Origin of the sequence: Larkinella insperata, from assembly GCF_026248825.1 — a bacterium.
GTDB classification, from domain to species: Bacteria; Bacteroidota; Bacteroidia; order Cytophagales; family Spirosomataceae; genus Larkinella; species Larkinella insperata.
This window is the reverse complement of record NZ_CP110973.1, coordinates 1,439,672-1,460,860: the sequence shown is the minus strand read 5'-3', so window position 1 is coordinate 1,460,860 and position 21,189 is coordinate 1,439,672. Positions and strand designations below refer to the sequence as shown.

The 21,189-nt window shown below is 52.9% G+C and carries 15 protein-coding genes; 4 read left to right on the top strand and 11 right to left on the bottom strand.

What is annotated here, in order from left to right; translation table 11 throughout:
- Positions 1 to 75 precede the first annotated feature (75 nt).
- The 9 genes from OQ371_RS05880 to OQ371_RS05840 form a co-directional block, all read right to left on the bottom strand.
- Positions 76 to 837 (bottom strand): glycosyltransferase family 2 protein, encoded by a 762-nt coding sequence (locus OQ371_RS05880; protein ID WP_265992854.1) that lies wholly within the window; start codon positions 835 to 837, stop codon positions 76 to 78.
- Positions 834 to 1,811, bottom strand: coding sequence for a glycosyltransferase family 2 protein (locus OQ371_RS05875; RefSeq protein ID WP_310586614.1), 978 nt, complete (start codon positions 1,809 to 1,811; stop codon positions 834 to 836). The genes OQ371_RS05880 and OQ371_RS05875 overlap by 4 nt, the downstream gene beginning before the upstream one ends.
- Positions 1,812 to 2,132: 321 nt before the next feature.
- On the bottom strand, positions 2,133 to 3,083 hold the full coding sequence (locus OQ371_RS05870) for a glycoside hydrolase family protein (protein WP_265992853.1): 951 nt from the start codon (positions 3,081 to 3,083) through the stop codon (positions 2,133 to 2,135).
- Positions 3,084 to 3,090: 7 nt separating this feature from the next.
- A complete protein-coding gene (locus OQ371_RS05865) occupies positions 3,091 to 4,764 on the bottom strand; it encodes a hypothetical protein (RefSeq protein WP_265992852.1) in 1,674 nt (557 codons plus the stop codon).
- Between the two features lie 64 nt (positions 4,765 to 4,828).
- Positions 4,829 to 5,902, bottom strand: a complete 1,074-nt coding sequence (locus tag OQ371_RS05860) for an NAD-dependent epimerase/dehydratase family protein (protein ID WP_265992851.1) — start codon at positions 5,900 to 5,902, stop codon at positions 4,829 to 4,831.
- A gap of 225 nt (positions 5,903 to 6,127) precedes the next feature.
- Positions 6,128 to 6,868: a glycosyltransferase family 2 protein gene (locus OQ371_RS05855; protein WP_265992850.1), complete on the bottom strand. Its 741-nt coding sequence runs from the start codon at positions 6,866 to 6,868 to the stop codon at positions 6,128 to 6,130.
- Between the two features lie 117 nt (positions 6,869 to 6,985).
- Complete coding sequence (locus OQ371_RS05850) at positions 6,986 to 7,231, bottom strand: hypothetical protein (protein ID WP_265992849.1); 246 nt, start codon at positions 7,229 to 7,231, stop codon at positions 6,986 to 6,988.
- Positions 7,232 to 7,318: 87 nt separating this feature from the next.
- Positions 7,319 to 9,100, bottom strand: a complete 1,782-nt coding sequence (locus OQ371_RS05845; RefSeq protein WP_265992848.1) for a M3 family oligoendopeptidase — start codon at positions 9,098 to 9,100, stop codon at positions 7,319 to 7,321.
- On the bottom strand, positions 9,100 to 10,173 hold the full coding sequence (locus OQ371_RS05840) for a ferredoxin--NADP reductase (RefSeq protein ID WP_265992847.1): 1,074 nt from the start codon (positions 10,171 to 10,173) through the stop codon (positions 9,100 to 9,102). The genes OQ371_RS05845 and OQ371_RS05840 overlap by 1 nt, the downstream gene beginning before the upstream one ends.
- A gap of 244 nt (positions 10,174 to 10,417) precedes the next feature.
- Here OQ371_RS05840 and OQ371_RS05835 point away from each other — a divergent pair, with 244 nt between their 5' ends.
- Positions 10,418 to 11,527 carry a glycosyltransferase family 4 protein gene (locus tag OQ371_RS05835; RefSeq protein ID WP_265992846.1) on the top strand — a complete coding sequence of 370 codons (1,110 nt, stop codon included), beginning with the start codon at positions 10,418 to 10,420 and terminating at the stop codon, positions 11,525 to 11,527.
- 495 nt (positions 11,528 to 12,022) lie between these two features.
- Positions 12,023 to 18,211 (top strand): putative Ig domain-containing protein, encoded by a 6,189-nt coding sequence (locus OQ371_RS05830; protein ID WP_265992845.1) that lies wholly within the window; start codon positions 12,023 to 12,025, stop codon positions 18,209 to 18,211.
- A gap of 79 nt (positions 18,212 to 18,290) precedes the next feature.
- On the opposite strand, the gene OQ371_RS05825 is transcribed toward OQ371_RS05830, so the two are convergent.
- Together OQ371_RS05825 and OQ371_RS05820 are read right to left on the bottom strand one after the other, a co-directional pair.
- On the bottom strand, positions 18,291 to 19,157 hold the full coding sequence (locus OQ371_RS05825) for an N-acetylglucosamine kinase (RefSeq protein ID WP_265992844.1): 867 nt from the start codon (positions 19,155 to 19,157) through the stop codon (positions 18,291 to 18,293).
- Between the two features lie 20 nt (positions 19,158 to 19,177).
- Positions 19,178 to 19,432 carry a cytochrome b5 domain-containing protein gene (locus OQ371_RS05820; protein WP_265992843.1) on the bottom strand — a complete coding sequence of 85 codons (255 nt, stop codon included), beginning with the start codon at positions 19,430 to 19,432 and terminating at the stop codon, positions 19,178 to 19,180.
- A gap of 128 nt (positions 19,433 to 19,560) precedes the next feature.
- Between OQ371_RS05820 and OQ371_RS05815 the strand changes: the two genes are divergently transcribed.
- Both OQ371_RS05815 and thiL read left to right on the top strand, forming a co-directional pair.
- The gene (locus tag OQ371_RS05815) at positions 19,561 to 20,007 is read left to right on the top strand and encodes a hypothetical protein (protein WP_265992842.1); all 447 of its coding nucleotides are present in this window, start codon (positions 19,561 to 19,563) and stop codon (positions 20,005 to 20,007) included.
- Between the two features lie 89 nt (positions 20,008 to 20,096).
- Positions 20,097 to 21,131 carry a thiamine-phosphate kinase gene (gene thiL, locus OQ371_RS05810; RefSeq protein WP_265992841.1) on the top strand — a complete coding sequence of 345 codons (1,035 nt, stop codon included), beginning with the start codon at positions 20,097 to 20,099 and terminating at the stop codon, positions 21,129 to 21,131.
- Positions 21,132 to 21,189 lie beyond the last annotated feature (58 nt).

The following is a 21,189-nucleotide window of genomic DNA, read 5'->3' as shown; positions in this document are numbered from 1 at the left end:
AGGTGAAAAAGAAGTTTATCGTATAGATAAACCGTAAAAAACCGTTACTGTTTGAGCCCAAAGAAGATTTCCCGCTTACCGGCTTACCGGTGCTGCAGGTTTGGTCTTTTTGCGGAAATCACCCTGCGAGAAGAACTTCTCAATCAGGCAATACAGCAGAATAAAGAAGTAGCGGCTGCCCATTTCCTTGATTTTCAGCTTGGATTCGCCGTATTTCCGGTTGGTCCAGCTATTGGGAACCACGGCGTAACTGTAGCCCCGTACGATTGCTTTCAGGGGTAATTCCACCGTTAGGTTGAAGTGGGGCGACAGAAACGGCTTCAGACCCTCCATCGTTTCCCGTTTGTAGAGTTTAAAGGCGTTGGTCGTATCGTTGTAGCGAATCCCCATCATGATCCGGACGATGAAGTTGGCCACCCGGTTGATAACTTTCTTTAACTCAGGATAGTCGATTACCTTACCGCCCTTGTTCCACCGGCTGCCGAAAACGCAGTCGTAGTCGCCCTCGAGCATTTTGTTGTAAAACTTGACCAGATCCTCCGGATCGTCGGACATATCGGCCATGAATACGGCCACACAATCGCCCTTGAACCGTTCCAGACCGTAGCGGACGGCGTACCCAAAACCGTTTGGACCCGGATTGGTGTAATAAACCAGCGTCGGAATTTCGTACGTCAACTGTTCCAGCACCTGCGCGGTCTGGTCTTTGGAATTATCATTAGTAACGCAGATTTCGTGCGGAATACCGTGTTTAGACAAGGTCTGGTACAGAGACCGCAACGTTTCAGGAATGGATTCCTGCTCGTTGTAGGCCGGAATAACTACGCTTAATTTCATGGTCGGTTCATTAGTCGGTAAGGCATTAAGCGGATGGCGCTGTATAGTTTAAATACCGGCGCCGGCATAACGTACTTTTGAATAACTTCTTTGGCAATCTGCCCCTTGGGTCTTCCCAGGTACAGGAATTTTAAAGCTGCGCCCGCGCGCCGGAAATAGCTGTCTTTATACTGCTGCGCGTCCAGCATCATTTTGTAATACCGGGCAATGTTTTTCCGCAGGACTTTGTCGTATTTATAATCCAGTTCGCGGTTGATGTTCGAGTACATCAGGATCCGGTTATCCAGAAATTTTTTATCCTGAACGTTGTCAGCGTAACTAGCTCCGCCGATGTTTTTCCGGTATACCGACATAATTTCGTCAATATACCCGATCGGACCAACTTTTGCCAGCAGAATGTTCCGCGGAATGTCACCACTCTGGGACTGAAAGAACCAGTCCGGGTAGTTGGGAATGGCGTTTTTCCGGAACATAATGCTGGAAGTAGCCATGAAGAAAATTTCATCTTCTCCGATCAGATCATCGACGGTATAAAACGGTTTTTTATCGGTTACCAGGATGATCGGATCATAATTCTCGTCTTCGAAAACAATCCGGGCATTGGTGAAGCAGGCTGAATACTCGGGGTGTTGATCGAGCATGTCGGCCTGTTTCTGTAATTTGTGCGGATTGACCCAGTAATCGTCGCCGTCCATTTGGGCAAGGTATTCACCCCGGGCGGCCTCGAACACACTGAGAGCGTTGTACATCCCGTTGTTCCCCATGTTGGTTGGGTGCAGCAGCAGCCGGATTTTGTCGGGGTAGCGAGCCTGGTATTCGAGCAGAATCTCGCGGGTGTTATCCTTTGACAGATCGTCACCCACAATCACTTCAAAGTCAAAATTCGTTTGCTGGCATAAAACGCTATCCAACGTTTGCCGAATGAATTTGGCGTGGTTGTAGGCGAATATTGAAACGCTTACTTTCATCTTCATTAAAAATTTCATTCATCTGACCAACCACCGGCAAGCCAGGGGTGATCAGTTCAGCCTGCGGCTTGTGTATGTAAACTAACGGATAGCCGCGCTCAATGAATGGGTTCTCCTGTCATTTCGTACAATGGAGCTGCACCGATCCTTGAATCGATTAGGTCATACTGCCATGAATAGGTCTAAAATAGTGCCAAACCAATTCAAGCCAGTACGTACTTTAAAGCTACCTTCCCCTGCCGGTAATGTCAACTGAATCCGTGGAATTCTAACAAACGGGCTACTTTTCCGACCCGGTGAGACTGCAAGTATCTACAGACTGATTCGTTATTGATTGCTTTCCTGAACGGCGTAGCCGAAGCCCGATGCTCCAAAACCGTTACCGTTGTAAAGCATGGTCCACTTATCCTGATGCTGAAACAAATGGCAATAGTCCATCATCGCGGAGTCCCAGCCCTCTGCCGACCGCTCGATACCCGCCTGCTCGTCTTTGCGTTCCCAGGTAATTCCATCTTTTGACTCGGCATACCCGATTCGGTAACTTTTTTCGATACTGGTCCGGAAGTCGGTCGCGCTGCGGTAAGAATAGTACATTTTGTACAAATCACCGTCTTTCACTACCGCCGGGCGGCCAATCGCATCCGTAAATTCATTGTAACCGACGCAAACCACACCCTTGCGCTCCCAGGTAATACCGTCTTTTGACTCGGCGTATTTAACGTCATAGAACGGTTCCGGGTGGTCGTTGATGATTTCAATTTTGGTGCAGGACAAATACCACATCCGCCAGCGTTCGGTGCCGTCGGCTGCCGTTTCAACCATCACGCAGGGTTGAGCCACCCAGACCTGATCATAAATTGAGCGGTCGAGCAGCGGCCCGTCGTACGCCCGCTCGAAGGTCAGCCCCCCGTCGCGGCTGATGGCCAGACCGATGCCGAGCCGGTACCAGGCCGTTTCGCTTTTGTTCCAGCCGGTGTAGTACAACCAGATTTCGTCACCCCGTTTGAGGAACCAGGAGGGCATAGCGCCCGTTTCGTCAAACATTCCGACGGCTCCTTTGCTCAGACAGGGCTTATCGTGCACATACAGCACTTTCGACAAATCGTTGGCGTCTAACTCCACGAACGAGGTTGATGATGAACGGTTTTCATCGCGGGTGGCAAAATAAACCCGCAGGCGCTCGTCGTTGAGCGGAAAAGCAAATGGAACCTGTGCGTGCGTACGGCTGAAGGGCTTCTGGCCGTCCGTTTTGTAAATCAATCCTTTTTTTATCCACATAGGTGTACTAGGGTTGTTGATAACGGTCGGTGCGAACGTAAATACGGGTGTTGTCTATTTCACCGGCAAACCGGTACTTCGTAGCAATTAAATCGCGTAAAGGAGCAATTGTTTCGTGTCCCTCCGTGGCCCGGTCGCTTAGCCAAAGCGAGTTTCCAACGGCATCGACAAAAACCGGGGGCATCGAACGGCGTATATCCCGAATGTAACGTTTCTGGTACGCATCCCGCAGGGGGTGGTTAAAGATACTGCGAATCGAGTGGTTCTCGTTGACGCCCTGCGGCATTTGAGCTTCGACGTAATATTTGCATTGCCACCCCCAAACCACCAGCTTCTCGCCGGGTTTGGCATATTGTAAAATCCGCTGCGTGACCGCCGACTGCGGCACCTGGCGGCTATTCTGCACATAGGAGTTGAGCGGGGTGCGATGCAGCGCCCGGCTTACATAGCGAACTCCGTACGGGACCAGCGCAGCCGCCAGCGTAACAATTGCAAGGGTGGGCGCCAATCGCTTGTTGGCGCGGCTGGCCTGCGAAATTTCGCTCAGAAACCAACCGTTCAACAGGCCGACGGGGACAACCAAAAACAAGAGATGGTGAATGTATTCGGTACCCGTGCGGGTAATGGCCATGAAGGTGAAGCCCAGCAGACTAAGCAAAAAGGCCCAGATCTTCCGGTTGGTATGCAGCCGGAAGCGGTTTTGGACGAAAAACAGCAGAAACGTGATTCCCAGCAATCCGGAAAGCCACATAAACCAGCTGAACTCTTCAACGCGTTGGAGAAAGGCCGGAAGCCGAAGCAGGTGGGACGACCACTGACCATCACCGCCGTAGTTGAGATTACCAATGAAGTAAAAAGTAATCATGTCTTCAAACACCCCCGTCGAAAGAGTCAGAAGTATGACCAGCACCGGGAAACTTAAACCGCCCAGCAGTAATAGGAGCAGCTTTTTGGCTTTTACCCCGCCCGTCAGATTCGCGCGCGTGAGTATGTCAATGGCAACGAACAACCCGGCGCAGAATAGCATGGGAACGGCTTGCAGTTTACTAAACGGAACCATTCCGGCAACCATTCCAAACCAATAAAGTCGGCTGCCGGACGGGATGGTTTCCCGAAGAAAACGAGCGTACCCGTAATACAACAGTCCCAGCAAAAAATTAGGAAGGTACTCGCTGCTGTAATGAACCAGATCGGCGTTTTGGGTCATGGCCAGCAAAACCAGTGGGGGTAGCAGAGACCAGCGGGCCACGTTCTCACCAAACCAGGATTCCAGCGTTCGGAACAGTAGCCAAAGCGTAGCGAGGATCAGGACTAGGCCCGTAAGACGGGTTGAAATGTAATCGTAAGAAAGACCAAACCAACCCGGGATCAGCAACACGTAATTATTCAGGGGACCGCCGGTGGTGCCATCGACCGAGCGCCAGAAAACAGGATCGTACTGCAGCGTAATTACCTGAGCGACCATCTGACTTTCGTCGGGATTCAGCTCCTGGTTGAAAACTACCGAGGGAAGCCGCATGAACGCAACGGCACCCAGCGCCAGCAGCAAAAAGAAAGTTCGGCTTCGCCAGACCGTATTCGGACGCAACCAAACCGAACTCACCGCCAATGCACTGACTACCCAGAGTAGACCGTAACCGATTCCCAGAAAAACAACGGGGTTCGAGTCAAAACTAAGCATACCTTTTGACGACAACTGTCAGCCACCCTGGAGCGGCTGACAGTTGCATAATCATATGGAGCAATTATAGCTGAACCTGCAAACGCTTCACCATGCTATCGTGGATTTGTTCCAGCGTTTGTTTGAGGTCATACGTCCAGTTCCAGGTGGGGTAGTGTTCTTTGAATTTTGATAAGTCAGAAATGTACCAGATGTGGTCACCAATGCGGTTGGTTTCGGAGTAGCTGTAGCTCATCTTGTTGCCCGAAATTTCCTCGCAAACGGCAATGGCTTCCAGCATCGAACAGTTGGCGTGACGCCCTCCACCGGCGTTGTATACTTCGCCCGCCCGCGGATTCTGGTAGTAATGCCAGAACATATTCACCAGGTCATAACTGTGGATGTTGTCACGAACTTGTTTGCCTTTGTAACCAAATATGGTGTAGTGGTTACCCGTGATCGCACATTTCATCAGGTACGACAGGAACCCGTGCAACTGAGCGCCTGAGTGGTTAGGCCCGGTTAGACAGCCTCCCCGAAAAATACCGGTTTTCATGCCAAAATACCGGCCATACTCTTGCACCAGCACGTCTGCAGCAACTTTCGAAGCGCCAAACAGGGAGTGCTTGGTATGGTCGATCGACATGTATTCGTCGATACCGTTTTTGAAGTACGGGTGATTCTCGTCAATTTCCCAGCGCGTTTCCGTTTCAACCAGGGGCAGGTAGTTCGGGTTGTCGCCGTAAACTTTATTGGTTGACGTAAAAATGAAAACCGCTTCCGGGCAGTTTTGCCGGGTCATCTCCAGCAGGTTCAGCGTGCCGGTGGCATTTACCGAAAAGTCGGTGAAGGGCTCACGGGCCGCCCAGTCGTGGCTGGGTTGAGCCGCCGTATGAACGATCAGCGTAATGTCGGTACCGTATTTTTTGAAGATCGGTTCCAGCTCTTCTACTTTGCGAATGTCGGCGGTGTAGTGCTCATAATTCGGATACGCATCCTTCAGCCGGTTGCGATTCCATTCGGTCGAGCCGTCCGCTCCAAAGAAATATTGGCGTAGGTTGTTATCCACACCAATCACTAAATCAAACTTGTCGGCGAAGAAGGCCACAGACTCACTACCAATTAATCCGGCGGAACCTGTTACTAAGGCGATGTTCATAAATTATGGCGTTTACGGAAAAGTACAAATTTTTAAAAAATAGTCACGTATTGAAACGGTTGAGTCTGAAGATATCTACCGGCTTATTAACCTTGATTTACAACAAAATGCTAGGCAAAGTTAGTGTAATTTAACTAAGCGCAAGACCCGCTGGCTAAAAACGGTCTTGTTATCGCACAATATATAGAAAATAGTGACGCTTAATAGATTAAAAGATCATTAGAGTTATTTTAGTACTTTCCAGTTCATCAGTCCCCACTTGGTGAGTCGGTAGAACAGGGAAACCTTCAGGACGCCCAATCCGTAAACACTACTTCGCCAGAAATTAATGGAAGAAGCTTCTTTGAAATATTTGGTAGGACAGGTTACTTCGGCAATTTCGTGGCCCTTGTAAAAAATCTGGGCAATCATTTCATTGTCGAAAATAAAGTCGTCCGAGTTATGGGAGAAATCCAGGTCGCGGAGCACATCGCCCAGAAACGCCCGGTAGCCCGTGTGGTATTCCGATAGTTTCTGATTCATCAACAAGTTCTGCATCAGGGTCAGAAAGCGGTTGGCAATGTACTTGTACATGGGCATCCCCCCCTTGAGAGCTCCTTTGCCCAGAATCCGTGAGCCAAAAACCACCGGGTACAGATCGTTACCGATGATGCTGACCATCGCCGTAATGAGCTTGGGGGTATACTGATAATCAGGATGTAGCATCACCACGATATCCCCGCCCAATTCGATTGCCTTGGCGTAACAGGATTTCTGGTTGCCGCCGTAACCCCGGTTTTTCTCGTGGCGGATGATGTGCCGGATACCCAGCCGCCGAGCTTCTTCGACGGTATTGTCGGGGCTGGCATCATCCACCAGAATCACCTCGTCGATGAGGTCAAACGGGATTTCGCGGAAAGTGCGTTCAAGCGTTAATGCTGCCCGGTATGCGGGCAGTACGACGATTGCTTTTTTGCCATTATACATAAGCCGAAAAGGAGATTTTCTTGTACAACATTAAAGGCTTATGAGATAGGGCTAACCTTTGAAGGGCTTATTTTCTTATTGGAGTACAGTATAGAAAATGGATAAGGAAACGGGCAATTAATTGCCCTGACTAACTTGACCGAACAACTTCTGACGAATTTTGTTGGTCCGATCGGCCAGTTCCGGACGAGAAGGATATTGACGCTTCGTCTGCACGGCGGGTGAATCCAGGCCCGGGCCGTATACATACTTATCACCTTGCCGGTAATCTTTCTGCCGAATCGTGTTATATTTCTGATAATCACAGGATGCCAGCATACCGACAACCAGTAAAAATACTCCTTTATTCAAAAGCGCTTTCATACAAACAATTTGCAAAATTTAGTACAAAACTATAGACTACCGGGCAATTCGCCAACACTCCTTCTAATTTTTATCGGTGGCCGCTACTCAGCCTTTCAGTCGCTCGATTTCACTCCAGACAAACTGGATAAGCCGGCCAATGTGCTCTTCCGAGAAGTCAAACGGAACATCGGCTGCCCGGTAAATTTCACTGATCGGAGCTGTATATCCGAGTTTTAGGGCATTCATATAGCCCTGAAGCCCTTTTTGCGGATCTTGACGAAAATTCATCCAGACCCCAATGGCCCCCAGCTGGGCAATACCGTATTCGATGTAATAAAACGGCACTTCGTATAAATGCAACTGTTTTTGCCAGGAATAGGCTTCGTATTTTTCCAGCCCCTGCCAGTTTGTGGCGGTATCCGAAAACTCTTCGAAGATGCGCAACCAGGCCGTCGGACGGTTTTCCGGCGTCTTCAGAGGTTCAGCCGCCGTCTCGTACACCCAATGCTGGAACTTATCAATCGTAGCCACCCACGGTAGGGTTTCGATAATGGATTCCAGGTGCTGGATTTTGGCGCGTTTCAGGTCGTCGGAATTCTCAAAAAACACATCCCAGTAATCCATCGTGAGCAATTCCATCGCCATCGACGCCAGTTCGGCTACTTCCATTGGCGGGTTGCGGAAGGGTTTCAGCGGCAGGTCGCGGGTCAGAAATGAATGCACGGCATGGCCGCCCTCGTGCACCATCGTCACCAGATCGCGCAGGCTCGACGTGGCATTCATGAAAATAAACGGAACGCCAATTTCTTCCAGCGGATAGTTGTAACCGCCCGGCGCCTTGCCTTTGCGCGATTCCAGATCCAGGTGGCCCATTGCCTTCATAATCCGCAGGCAATCGCTCAGATAAGTACTGCCAACGGCGGCATCGAGCCGACCAAAGCAGGTGATGGTTTTATTCAGCAGCTCGTCACCCGTTCCAAACGGTTTCAGCGCGGGCAGCCCGTCGGGGTCTACCTTGGCGTCCCAGGGCCGCAAGGTATCAAACGAAGCATCGACTCTGGCCAGCTTCTGCTTCCGTTCCAGAGCGAGCTGATCCAGCAGCGGCACCACGGCTTTGGCCACCGATGCGTGAAAGGCGAAGCAGTCCTGCGGGGTATAATCGAACCGGCCCATGGCCGCGAATATGTAGTCGCGGAAATTGGCAAAACCGGCGTTAACGGCTATCTGGTGACGCAAATCAACCAGCCGGTCGTAAAGCTCATCCAGCGAATCCTTGTCTTCATACCGCCGTTCCTGAATTTTCCGCCAGACTTCCTCGCGCACGGCCCGGTCGGGCGATTGCAGCAGCGTGCTGGCCTGCGGAAGCGTGATTTCTTCCTCAATCCCTTCCGCATTCTTCATTTCGATGGTCATCGCCCCGACAATTGCGCCGTATTTGCGTTGCTCGGTCTGGATGTCGGTTTGCAGCGGAATGTTTTCGTCCCGGAAAATCTCGATGGCTTTTTTCATGCCCCGAACGGTAATGTCGAACCCTTTATCCCGCAGTTCAGCCAGATACGGGCTCTCAACGGCCAGCTTGTCCAGCCGGTTTTCGTAGGCCGACAACTGCGGCTGAATCTCCGTAATGAAAAAGTTAAACTGGTTGATCAGCTCGGGATCGGACGTGTCGCAGGTCATCCGGATGTACCGCCAGGCGAAATTCTCGGACAGGTAGGACTCCAGTTCGCTGCGGTCGGCAAACCACTGACGCAGTTCGTCCGCGTTGTGAATCGGGCGCTCCACCAGGCTGTCGTACAGCGGTTTTACTTCGTTCCAGGTTTTCAGAACAAAATCTTCGCCAATAAACGGCCGGGCCGGGCGGGTTGGAATAACTAAAGTGGGCTCCATTATTCGATTTCGATTACGACATCACTGGTTAAGGGGTGTGCTACACAGGTCAGGATGTAACCGGCCTGTAATTCCGATTCGGCCAAACCGTCTTCTTCGTCCAGGTGCACTTTCCCCGACAGGCAACGCCCCATGCAGGCCGTACACATACCGGCCTGACACGAATAAGGCAGGTCGATGTCCAGTTCGAGGGCGGCTTCCAGGATGGTCTGGTGCGGCTCAACGGTAAATTTGTATTCACTGCCTTCGTACAGAATGGTTACCTCCGGAGTTGACGATGCCGAAGGAGCCGCTTCTTCTTCAACGACCTCACCGTGGGTTTCCTGCGAAGCCGCCGTGGCAAAGCTTTCTTTATGGACCTGATCGTTCGGTACGTTCAGAATGCGGAGCGCCCCGCGGGCTTCGTCCATCAAACCGTCCGGACCGCAGATGTAGTAGTCGGCCTGCCGGAGTTCGTCAACCGGCAATTCTTCCAGAATTTTCAAAATAGTTGACTGATTCAGGCGTCCTTCCAGTCCGGTCCAGTCCGCTTCCGGTTGACTCAGCATGGACGTGATCCGGAGCCGTCCGCCCGACTGCCGGGCCAGTTCGTCCAACTCCTTGCCAAAAAGCGTTGATTCCTGGGTCCGGTTACCGTACAGCAGCCAGAGTTTCGTCCGGGGCTCCACGTACAGAATGGACTTGATCATGGAGATCAGGGGCGTAATGCCGCTTCCGGCCCCGATCAGCACGATCCGGCGCTCCTTTCCGGGGTCTAGTTTCGGGACAAACGTGCCCAGCGGTTCGAGCGTTTCGAGAACGTCGCCGGGTTTGGCGTTGTCGCAAAGGTAGTTGGAAGCCGCCCCCCCCGGCAATCGCTTGACCGTAACGGCCAGCGACACATCGGTGTGCGGGGAACTGGACATGGAATACGACCGGCGCACCTTCTGGCCGTCGATGGGTAAAATAAACGTCAGATACTGGCCGGGCTGGTACCGGATAACTTCATTGATGGGGTGCCAGAAATGAATCGTAACGGCATCGGGAGTTTGCCGGATAACTTCTTTTATTTTCAGAAAATAACGATTTGCCATAATTCCAATAATCGCCGGAGCGATTCTGTATTCGATGATCTGTCAGCGGTGAGTATGCAGGGCGGGAAACCGTAAAAGGAAACCGTTAAGCCAACGAAGCCGCAATATACAATTGAATTGCCAATCGTTCGGGTAACAAATTGTCGGCCCTTCCGGTTTGCCGTTGACGGGGGCAAATTTCAATTGGTATAACGGTACTCTGCGCATTTCGGTGGATATTCGCAGCCGAAGTCTGTTTCTATCCATGAAAAAAATCTTATTTTTTACGCCGTATGGCTCGTTTACCGGCTCCGAAGTGGTGTTGTGGACCTACCTGCAAAATTTCGACCGGAGCCAGTTGCGCGCGGCTTTGTACAGCGAGCAGCAGGGGCCGTTGACGAAGCAATTGCCCACGGACATACCGCTGTTTACCTCGCCGTTTGATCGCGGACGGCTCCAGCGGATCTATTCCAAGGTGGCCAATGCGATGGGTGTAGAGGTGTATCAGAATAACATCCGGCGGATTCAGGAACGGTATCAGGCCGATTATTGGTACCTGAATACGGTGCTGATGTTTCCGCTGTCGTCACTGGCCGAGCAGATGGGCGTTCGAACGATTTCGCACATCCACGAGCTGCATTCGTCCTTTGAGTCCATCGGGTATCAGGAGATGGCGCACGCCATGACGTATTCGGATCTGGTTATTGGCGTTACCGGGCAAATCTGTGAGCTGGCCACCGTAATGGGGGCCAAAAAGACGGCTTTGCTCTATCCTGTAGTCGATTTAAACCGCAAGAACCTTTCCGGCCAGCGGGTGGAAGCACTGCGCAAACAATTGAAAATCAAACCGGGTGCGTTTGTCTGGACGATGGTCGGCACGCGCATTTACCGCAAAGGCGTGGATCTGTTTCCGTTCATTGCCCAGGCGCTGGCCGATCAAAATTGTCATTTTATCTGGATGGGCAACTCCAAACCCACCGGCCTGAACTACCTGGTCGATAGCCAGGTCAAAGCGCTCAACCTGCCCAACGTAAGCTTCGTTGATGTGCAAACCGACGATTATTACAACTATCTGCAACTGGCGGACGGGCTGGTGATGACGTCCCGGGAAGAACCGTTTGGGAAGATCATGACCGAAGCGGCTTCGCTCGGGAAGCCGCTGGTCGCGCCGAACGCCGGGGGAGCCAGGGAATTTATCAGTCCGGAAATGGGCGAACTGATCAATTATCCAACCCCCGAAGAGTTCCGCAGAGGCATGGTAAAAGTGATGCAGAATCCGGGAGCTTATCAGGAGAACATCCTCATGGAAAAGAGTCATCAGTTCGATGCCGGAATCCAGACCAAACGCTGGGAATCGGCTATACTGCGCCTTTGATATACTGATTTTTCCCGATATTTCATTGAATTATTACCGCTTTTTGTTGCCGGTTAGTAAATTATGTAAACATCTGCACAATATTTTCCAACATTCTTCGCTAGTGCATTTAGTTAAGATAGCCGTGTCTGACAAATAAACAGTACAAAACCGAATTCTATGGATTGTAAAAATTACATTTATTCATTTATCCGGTGACGACAGTACCCCGATTGGTTTCAAACTACTTTTCATTCCAGGAGCATCATATATTGGAATGATTTTTGTCCACAAAACGTGCGAAACCGAATACTAGCAGTTACTCGACGGGGTAATTGCTGCCAACCTTACCAATCGGTCAATTCGGGCGGAACTCATTCCGTTGCGAATTCAATAAACCGAAATGAGCTTTGAGTGAGTACCACAAGACAAATTGCGCGCGGACGGTCTCTACGCGTGCAAGGATTTTGTGTGCTTCATCAAGCTGTGCGTAAGTTCAATTTAGCCTTTGCACTGATGATCAGAACATTACTCTCAACGTTATTCTGCCTCTTCTTTCTCCTACTGATCGCACCGCAGTCTGTGGCTCTTGCCGGTGCAAAACCGTCGGTAACGTATTCGGTGGCGCCTAAAATTCCCGGTGGGCAGCGGTATCTGGCCATCGTGATATTCAACTACGAGACGGACCCCCGGATTGACGACGAACGGATCGAAAACGCGGCCCGCATGGGGTGTAACGCAGCCGAGATCTCCGTACACTGGGACCAGGTTTATCCGACCCGTAACAGTGCTCCCAACTGGCGGGTCGTCGATTCCCACGTCAACACCGCCCTGCGGATGGGCATGAAAGTAGCCATCCGAATCCAGTTAGCTCGCGCTCCCAACCTGCTCGACGGCTTTTGGAGCGCTGAAGAATCCATGAAGGGGGCTGACAATGCTCGGATGAATTTCGCGGGCGGGGTGCAATTCAGTTTTGCCCACCAGCCTACTCTGGATCTGGCGAAGGATTTTGTCCGTCAGGCCACGCAGCATTACCAGTATTTACAGCAGCAGGACCAGCTGCTCTTTTTTTCCGCTACGGTATCACCCATTCAGGAAGCCGAATATTCGCCCCGCAACGAAGGCCCCAACGGTTCCTATCCGATTCCCTTCGATTACGGCGAACCGATGAAGCAGGGCTTTCGCCAGTGGTTACAGGGACGGTTTTCGCTCGAAGACCTGAACAAACGCTGGGGCAGTGACTTCAGTCGCTGGGAAGCCGTCAACCCGCCCTCTTACAACCAGGCCGATCCCTACATCTCGTTTAACCGAGGCCGTTGGGGGGAAGACTGGTACGTATTTCGTCACCTGATGCTGAAGCGGTTTTTGGACGAAACCAACCGAACAATCAAAGAAGTAAACGGGGCCATCCAGGTGATCAACCAGCACGGTTCCGTTTGGGATCGCCAGAGCGGTCTGCGCGGCTCGTTTGCCTTCCGGAATCTGGCCCAGAATGCGGACGGTGTGAAGATCAACGACGGTCCGGATTACAACCACCGGTTTTCGATGGACATCGTACGGAGCAACGTCCGGCCGGGTGGCTGGGTTTGCAATGAGGTAGACGGATTGTTTCACACCACCGTATCCGTTCAACGGTTCTACGAGCAGGTTGAGGAGAGCTTTGAACACGGGGCACAACTGGTTACACTGGCCAACTTTGGCGGTTGGGATGCCCGCGAAAAACTGAACCAGGTGATTCAGCGGGTCGTCAGCCGGGGCCTGCTCAGCCAGCCAGCTACGCAGGTTCAGCCAGCCAGCAACACTTCGTACAAGCTGTCGGCTATGGTCCGCGACGACGTGGGCAAGTCCGAACACCGCGCCAGTGATCAATGGTCGCGGCAGTACGTCCAGAACGGTCGGCGGCCCGTCAATATCGTTATCGATGAGGACTGGCTGGAAGACAACGCCAACCAGGACCCCCGCGTGAGCCGTCCCATTCCGAATCAGACGGCTTACGTTGAAAGACCGTTTGAATACAGCATTCCTTCGGGCACGTTTGAAGACCCGGACGGTTCAATCACCAAAGTAGAAATTACCTCCGGACTGCCCGCGCTGGGGCTTTCGGCCAACGGCGTGACCATTTCGGGAACGCCCAACGCAACGGGAACGATCACGGTAGCGGTTCAGGCCGTTGATAACAAGAATACGCCGGTAACGACGCAGTTTCAGATCAAGGTGTTGGGGCAGAACGCAAACGAGGCTCCCGTTGTGGCAAAACCGATTGACGATCGTACGGCGAATGTCGGCCTGGATTACGCTTTCACCATTCCGGATGGAACGTTCAAAGATCCCGACGGCCGGATTGCCAGCATCGAGGTGGCCGATTTGCCGGGCGGATTGTCGTACAATGCCGATAAGCGGCTCATCAGTGGCAAGCCCACCAACGAAGGTGTTTCAACCATCACCCTGAAAGCCACCGACGACAAGGGGACCAGCGTTTCAACCAGCTTCAAGCTGACCGTTACCAAGCAGGAAGACGTCAACCGCCCGCCCGTTGTCAGCAAAACGATTCCGGCTCAGACGGCTACCATCGGCAAGAATTTCAGCTACACACTGGCGAAGGAAACGTTCTCGGATCCGGACGGGGAGATTCGCAGCATTGAGGTGGACGGCCTGCCTGACGGATTTGTGTATGAGTCGGAGATTCGGAAGATTAGCGGAACGCCCACGCAGGCGGCAACCGTTACCGTCAAAGTAAAAGCCACGGACAACAAAGGCGCCAGCGTTACCACCGAATTCCGGCTAACGATCAAGAACGCCGGTTCGTCGGACCAACTGGTGCTGCTGGAACCCACGATGGATTGCAACACCGGCGAAATCAAGTTCCGGACCAGCGGAGGAGACGGTTCCAAGATCGAGTTTCGGGCCGTCGGGATTGTAGAAGACTGGACAACGGAAACTACCTTCACGGTGGCGCCCTGGCTGCGCAACGGAACAACGTTTGAAATTCAGGCCCGGCAGGACGGCAAGGAAGTGAAATATTCCTACACATCGCCCTGCAAAGGATACGAGCCGCCGGTGGTGGCCAACCCGATGAGCGATCAGTCGTACCGGGTGGGGGAGTTTTTTATTCTCAGAATTCCGGCTGAAACCTTCCGGGCTTCAACCCCCTACCAGATTACGGTCAGTGCTTTGCCCGAAGGAATCTGGTACGATAAAGAAACCCGGGCCATATCCGGTACGGCCGCCAAAACCGGTGAGACCACGGTTACCCTGACGGCTACGGATGAGCGGGGTGCCAAGGTGGAAGATGGGTTTGTGCTGACGATTCGGGAAAATACCTCCAAACCGCTGGCCATGCTTTCGCCGACCTTTAGCTGCCAGACGGGTAAACTGACCATTCGTACCGAAGGCGGTAACGGCAGCACCATCACGTACTCGATTCAGGGTGTTGCCGACTGGACCAGCAATCCGGCGTTCACCATCGACCTGGACAAGCGGAACGGCGCCGAACTTCGCCTACTGGCCCGCCAGGGCGACCGCGAGGTGAGCTATGTCTACAAAACGAGCTGTTCACCGTCGTCCACGCTGGACGACCAGACGATTGTTGTCGGGCAATCCTACAGCTATTCCTTGCTGAACCCGGGTGCCGGCATCACGTATAAGGTGAGCGGTTTGCCCGCCGGACTGTCCTACAATTCTGATAACCGCACCATTTCTGGAATTCCTACCGAGACGGGAACTACCACGCTCAGCATCAAGGCGGTGGACGATAAAGGCAATGAAATGGGCGAATTGAGCTTCAGACTCATTGTCGTAGCAAATTCAACGAATCCTGTCGCTGGCAGCTACGAAGGTTTCCTGGATGTGGTCAACTGTTCGAGCATTGCGGGCTGGGTGTGGAACCGCGACGCGCCCAACACGCCGGTGTCCATCGAGTTTCTGGTGGGCAGCAGCCTGTCGTCGGCCAGAGTAGTGGGCCGTATTGAAGCCAACCTGTTCCGCCAGGACCTGAAAGACAGCGACAAGGGCAACGGCAGCCACGGCTACCGCTGGGATACGCCCCAGGAGCTGAAGAACAATCAGACGTATTCGATTTGGGGCCGGGTGGCGGGTACGGATTACCTGCTGAAGGGGTCGCCCAAGACCCTGAGTTGCAACGGTGATACACCATCCACGCCCGGAAAACCCACCGATCCGGTCCCGGCCAACCAACCGCCGGTAGCCCCAACAGTTTCAACCTTATCAACGACTGTTAACACGGCGTATCAAGTGACTTTGCCGGCTTTTACCGATCCGGAGAACGGCACCTTGGCGTACACGATGAGTGGGTTGCCGAAAGGAGCTGATTTTGATCGTGTCAGCCGGGTATTAACTGCAACGGTCGCAACAACAGGCAGCTACAAACTAACCTACACGGCAACGGATAATCAGGGCGTTAAGACCAGCGTTGAGATTAACTTTATCGTGTCGGTTGAAAACGCTCCCAATGAACCCACAACGCCCACCAATCCTGTCGCTGGCAGCTACGAAGGGTTTCTAGATGTGGTCAACTGTTCGAGCATTGCGGGCTGGGTATGGAACCGCGACGCGCCCAACACGCCGGTGTCCATCGAGTTTCTGGTGGGCAGCAGCCTGTCGTCGGCCAGAGTAGTGGGTCGTATTGAAGCCAACCTGTTCCGCCAGGACCTGAAAGACAGCGACAAGGGCAACGGCAGCCACGGCTACCGCTGGGATACGCCCCAGGAGCTGAAGAACAACCAGACGTATTCGATCTGGGGTCGGGTGGCGGGTACGGATTACCTGCTGAAGGGGTCGCCCAAGACCCTGAGCTGCAACGGTGATGCGCCACTCACGCCCGGAAGACCCACCGATCCGGTTCAGACCAATCAACCACCAGTTGTTCCGAACGTGATAGAATTGACCGTAACGGTAAATAAGGCCTTCGAAACGGTTCTACCAGCGTTTACTGATCCGGAGAAAGAGACGTTAGCATATTCGGTCAGCGGCTTGCCGAAGGGAACGGATTTTGACCGTGTCAGCCGGGTATTTACCGGAACGATCGCAACGACCGGTAGCTACAAGCTAACGTATACGGCTACCGATAAGCAGGGCGCAAAAACCAGTGTTGAGGTCAGATTGACGGTGACAGACGGAACGACTCCGGCTACTCCAACAGAACCCAACGCGCCCACCAATCCCCTTACCGGCAACTACGAAGGTTTCCTGGATGTGGTCAACTGTTCGAGCATTGCGGGTTGGGTATGGAACCGCGATGCGCCCAACACGCCGGTGTCCATCGAGTTTCTGGTGGGCAGCAGCCTGTCGTCGGCCAGAGTAGTGGGTCGTATTGAAGCCAGCTTATTCCGCCAGGACCTGAAAGACAGCGATAAGGGCAACGGCAGCCACGGCTACCGCTGGGATACGCCCCAGGAGCTGAAGAACAATCAGACGTATTCGATCTGGGGTCGGGTGGCGGGTACGGATTACCTGCTCAAAGGGTCGCCCAAAACCCTGAGCTGCAACGGTGATACGCCAACCACGCCCCCAACTACACCTGAAACCCCGCCAACCCCGGCAGAACCAACCCCCCCGACGGATTCTGCGCTAGCGGTGCTGGCTCCCGATTACAATTGCCAGACCGGAAAAATTACGTTCCGGACCAAGGGCGGGGATAAAACCCGGATTGAATACCGGGTGACCGGCGTAACCGACTGGACCACTGGAGCCACGCAGACGCTGGACCTCACCATGCGGGAGGGAAGTACGCTGGTGCTTGAAGCCCGGCAAAGCCAGAAAGTCGTTACGTACAGCTACACGACGGTTTGCGCGGATGGTTATGCGCCCATCAAAGATCAGGTTATTGTCAAAGGTGTGTCGTACAGCACGACGCTGGAAGAGGTAGGAGCGGGTTCACAGCTTGACGTGACCGGTCTGCCGGAAGGCATTGGCTTCACCGCGGCCGACCGGAAAGTGAGCGGCAAACCCCAGAAAGCCGGTGAATACACGGTGACGGTGAAAAGTACGAAAGATCAGAAAAGTCACAGCATCCGGTTCAAACTGACCGTGCGCGAACCCGAGCTGACCGTTCAACTGATGAAAGCCGGAAATGAATCTTCGCGTCAGGTCATTCAAACGCTGAACGATAACGACGCCGTTGGAGTGCGCAACCTGCCCAATGCCGTGGACCTGTTCACCACCGCAAACGTGCCGGTGGGCAGCATTGCCTTCGAACTAACGGGAACATCGTCAAAGAACAACGTCGATAACGACGGGCCATATGGCTTATTCGGGGATGATAACGGCATGAAGCCGGAAGCCGGGAAATACGTGCTTCGGTTGGCGGCCTTTACGGGACCGAACGGAACCGGAGAGTTGATCACTACCAAAAACGTTACGTTCTCGTTTGTATCGGGCGGGGGTCGGATGGCAGGAAATGCCGAAGCCGCCGGTGAAGCCTGGCAGGTGTATCCGAATCCGGTTCGGGAGGTTATCAACCTGACGCTGCCGGTTAGCTTGCCCGCTCAATCGGAAGCCATGCCGTATCAATTCTCGCTGACATCCACCGCCGGTGGTCAGTGGGAACTGCAGGGAAATACCGTTGAAAACAACCGGCGTCAGGTAGCGCTCGACGTGAAAACGCTGCAACTGCCCACGGGTCTGTATTTCCTCCGGATTCAGAACGAAGAAGGCGTTTTGAAAGTCATCAAAGTGCTGAAGCAATAACCGTCAGGCCATTCATCTCACAAACGAAAAAAGCACCGCACGATCTGGTGCTTTTTTCGTTTGGGGCAATCGTAATTCGCTAGCTTTCGGACGATAACGACTCGGCATCCTGGTGGTAGAGCGTTAGCCCGGCAATGGGGTTTTCCAGAATACGCCGGAGGGTCAGGCCTTTGTCGTTGGCAACCTGCCGCAGAATATCGCTGTAATAGAAAGCAACGGAACCCACAAAATGAATTGGCAACTGGGCGGAGTCGGAAAACTTCCGGATGTAGGTGTCGAAGAAAAGACTGAACGCGTCGTAAACGATCTGGTACGCTGCCGGATGGCTGCGATTGTCAAACAGAAACTTCGAAAAACCCGCAAAATACCGGTTGGGGAAAGGCTGTTTGTAGGCATGATCCAGGACCGTCAGCCGATCTACTTTCGGGTACCGTTTCCGGAATTTGTCGGCCAGATCCTGCGGCAACTGACCGTGCAGAAACCGCGTCACCAGCGTTTTCCCCAGGTACCCACCGCTGCCTTCGTCACCCAGCCAGAAGCCCAGCGTGCCGCTCAGCTGGGCAATGTCGCGGCCGTCGTACAGGCAGGCGTTGGAGCCTGTTCCGAGAATGCAGGCAATGCCGGTTTCGTGGCCACAGAGTGCGCGGGCGGCCCCGAGCAGATCACTGCTGACCGCAACGGTTTTAACGTCGGGGAACACCGTTCGGATGGCTTTTTCCACAATCCCACACGATTCTTCACTGTTGCAGCCGGTGCCATAATAAAAAACATCGGTTACCGTTTCTTGAACGGCTGGTAACAGATTGGTTTGCAGTTCGGCCGCGATGGCGGCACTGTCCTGGTAATAAGGATTGAAGCCAATGGTTCGGGCCTGACCCACCTGACCCCGCGGATCGATGGTACGCCAATCGGTTTTGGTGGAGCCACTGTCGGCGATGAGAATCATTTCGGACTGAAATTTGCTGATTAACTGATTAATTTCCCGACGGGTTGAAAGCGGCCAAAAACCCACTCGCCGTGGGGCGCATCGGCCAGTTCGTCGGTTAGGTCCTGACCGGCCCAGTGCTCGTAATGCTTGCCCTGGCGCCAGAGTCGGCTGGCTGAAACGTCGTAGATAATGCCCCGGTAAGCACACCAGATTTCGTCGCGGTCGGAGCCGTTGCGGAGCGCCAGTTGCGAACGGGTGTATTCTTTTAAAGATTCCTGTTTACCGGTATTCATAGGGATACTGACAGTTCAAACAGCAAAAATGCAACTTTACGGATAAGTTTGGATAGGGATTCCTCAAAAACACGTAACTTTAACCGGTTACTAATGAACACTGGAAAGTCTATAACGATTGAATTTTTATGAAAAGAACAACTATCATCGCCTTTATTGCCGTACTGGGTTTGTTTACGATTCTGACGGGTTGCAGTAAAAACAAAACAGAGCCGCTTTCGGAACGAATTGCCAAAAACTGGTCGGCCCAGAAAGTAGAGGAAAACAACGTAGTCGTTTACAACAAAGGGGGAGCGAATAACGTTAAACCCGCGTATTCGCAATATTCGCTGGATTTGAGTAACCCGCCAACCGTGGTAATCAAACAAGTGGACGGCTTTACCTCAACGGGCCAGTACGAGTTGCAGGGCGACACCCGGCTGGTGCTGAAAAATTTGAGTCCGGCCCCAACCGACGGCCCAACCATCGAATTCAATATTGGGACTGTAAACGATAATTCACTGGAAATTACCCGCACGACGGCGGATCGCAAGACCGGCGGTACGACCAATAAATATACCCTGTCAAATCCGTAAAGAAGTAAATTACGGACTCCGATCGGGAACCGTTTGTTTTTTATTTTGCCGTTTTCGAACCGAAAGCGGCTTTTTTGCTTTAGAACTTTATGAATACACGAACGGAACTGGGATCAGTCGGCGAAATCGCCCTGATTCAACGCCTTAGCCGGGATTTTGCCCAGACGTCGCATACCGAAACCGTCCGCGGTATTGGGGATGACGCGGCTGTGATTGATACCGGCGGACCGGATTACTGGCTGATTTCGACGGACATGCTGCTCGAAGGCGTCCATTTCGACCTGGCCTACTCACCCCTGAAGCACCTGGGTTTTAAGGCCGTTGCGGTAAACGTCTCGGACATTGCGGCCATGAACGGAACGCCGTTGCAGATAACGGTCAGCATTGCGCTCAGCAACCGGTTTTCAGTTGAAGCCGTCGAAGAATTATACGCCGGAATCAAAGCCGCCTGCGAAGCGTACCGGGTCGATCTGATTGGGGGTGACACGACCTCGTCGCGCTCCGGACTGGTTATTTCGGTCACCGTAACCGGCAAAGTGGCGAAGGATAAAATTACGTACCGCAACACCGCCAAGCCCAACGACGTGGTCTGTGTAACGGGCGATCTGGGGGCGGCATTTCTGGGCTTGCAGCTATTGGAGCGGGAAAAACAGGTTTTCCTGTCGGACCCGAACATGCAACCGGAAATCGGCGAAGACAAATCCTACGTGCTGGAGCGGCAGCTTCGTCCATCGGCCCGCACCGACATTGTCTACGAATTGCAGGATTTAGGCATAGTGCCAACGGCCATGATCGACGTTTCGGACGGTCTGGCGTCCGAGTTGATGCACATCTGCACCCAATCCGGAACGGGGGCTGTCATCTTCGACGAAAACATTCCGATTGACGACGTCAGCTACCTGGTGGCAACGGAGCTGAATCTGAGTCCTTTAACGGCAGCTTTGAATGGCGGGGAAGATTACGAATTGCTGTTTACAATCCGCCCGCACGAATTTGAGAAGCTAAAAAACCACGCCCGCATCACGCCCATCGGCTACCTGACCGACAAGCCGGATGATATTCTGCTGGGTACCAAGGCCGGACAATACACGCCCATCAAGGCCCAAGGCTGGAAACATTTTTAAGGAATATGAATGATGGACTGTGGAGGGTTGACGCCGTTCATCGTCCATCATTCCTATT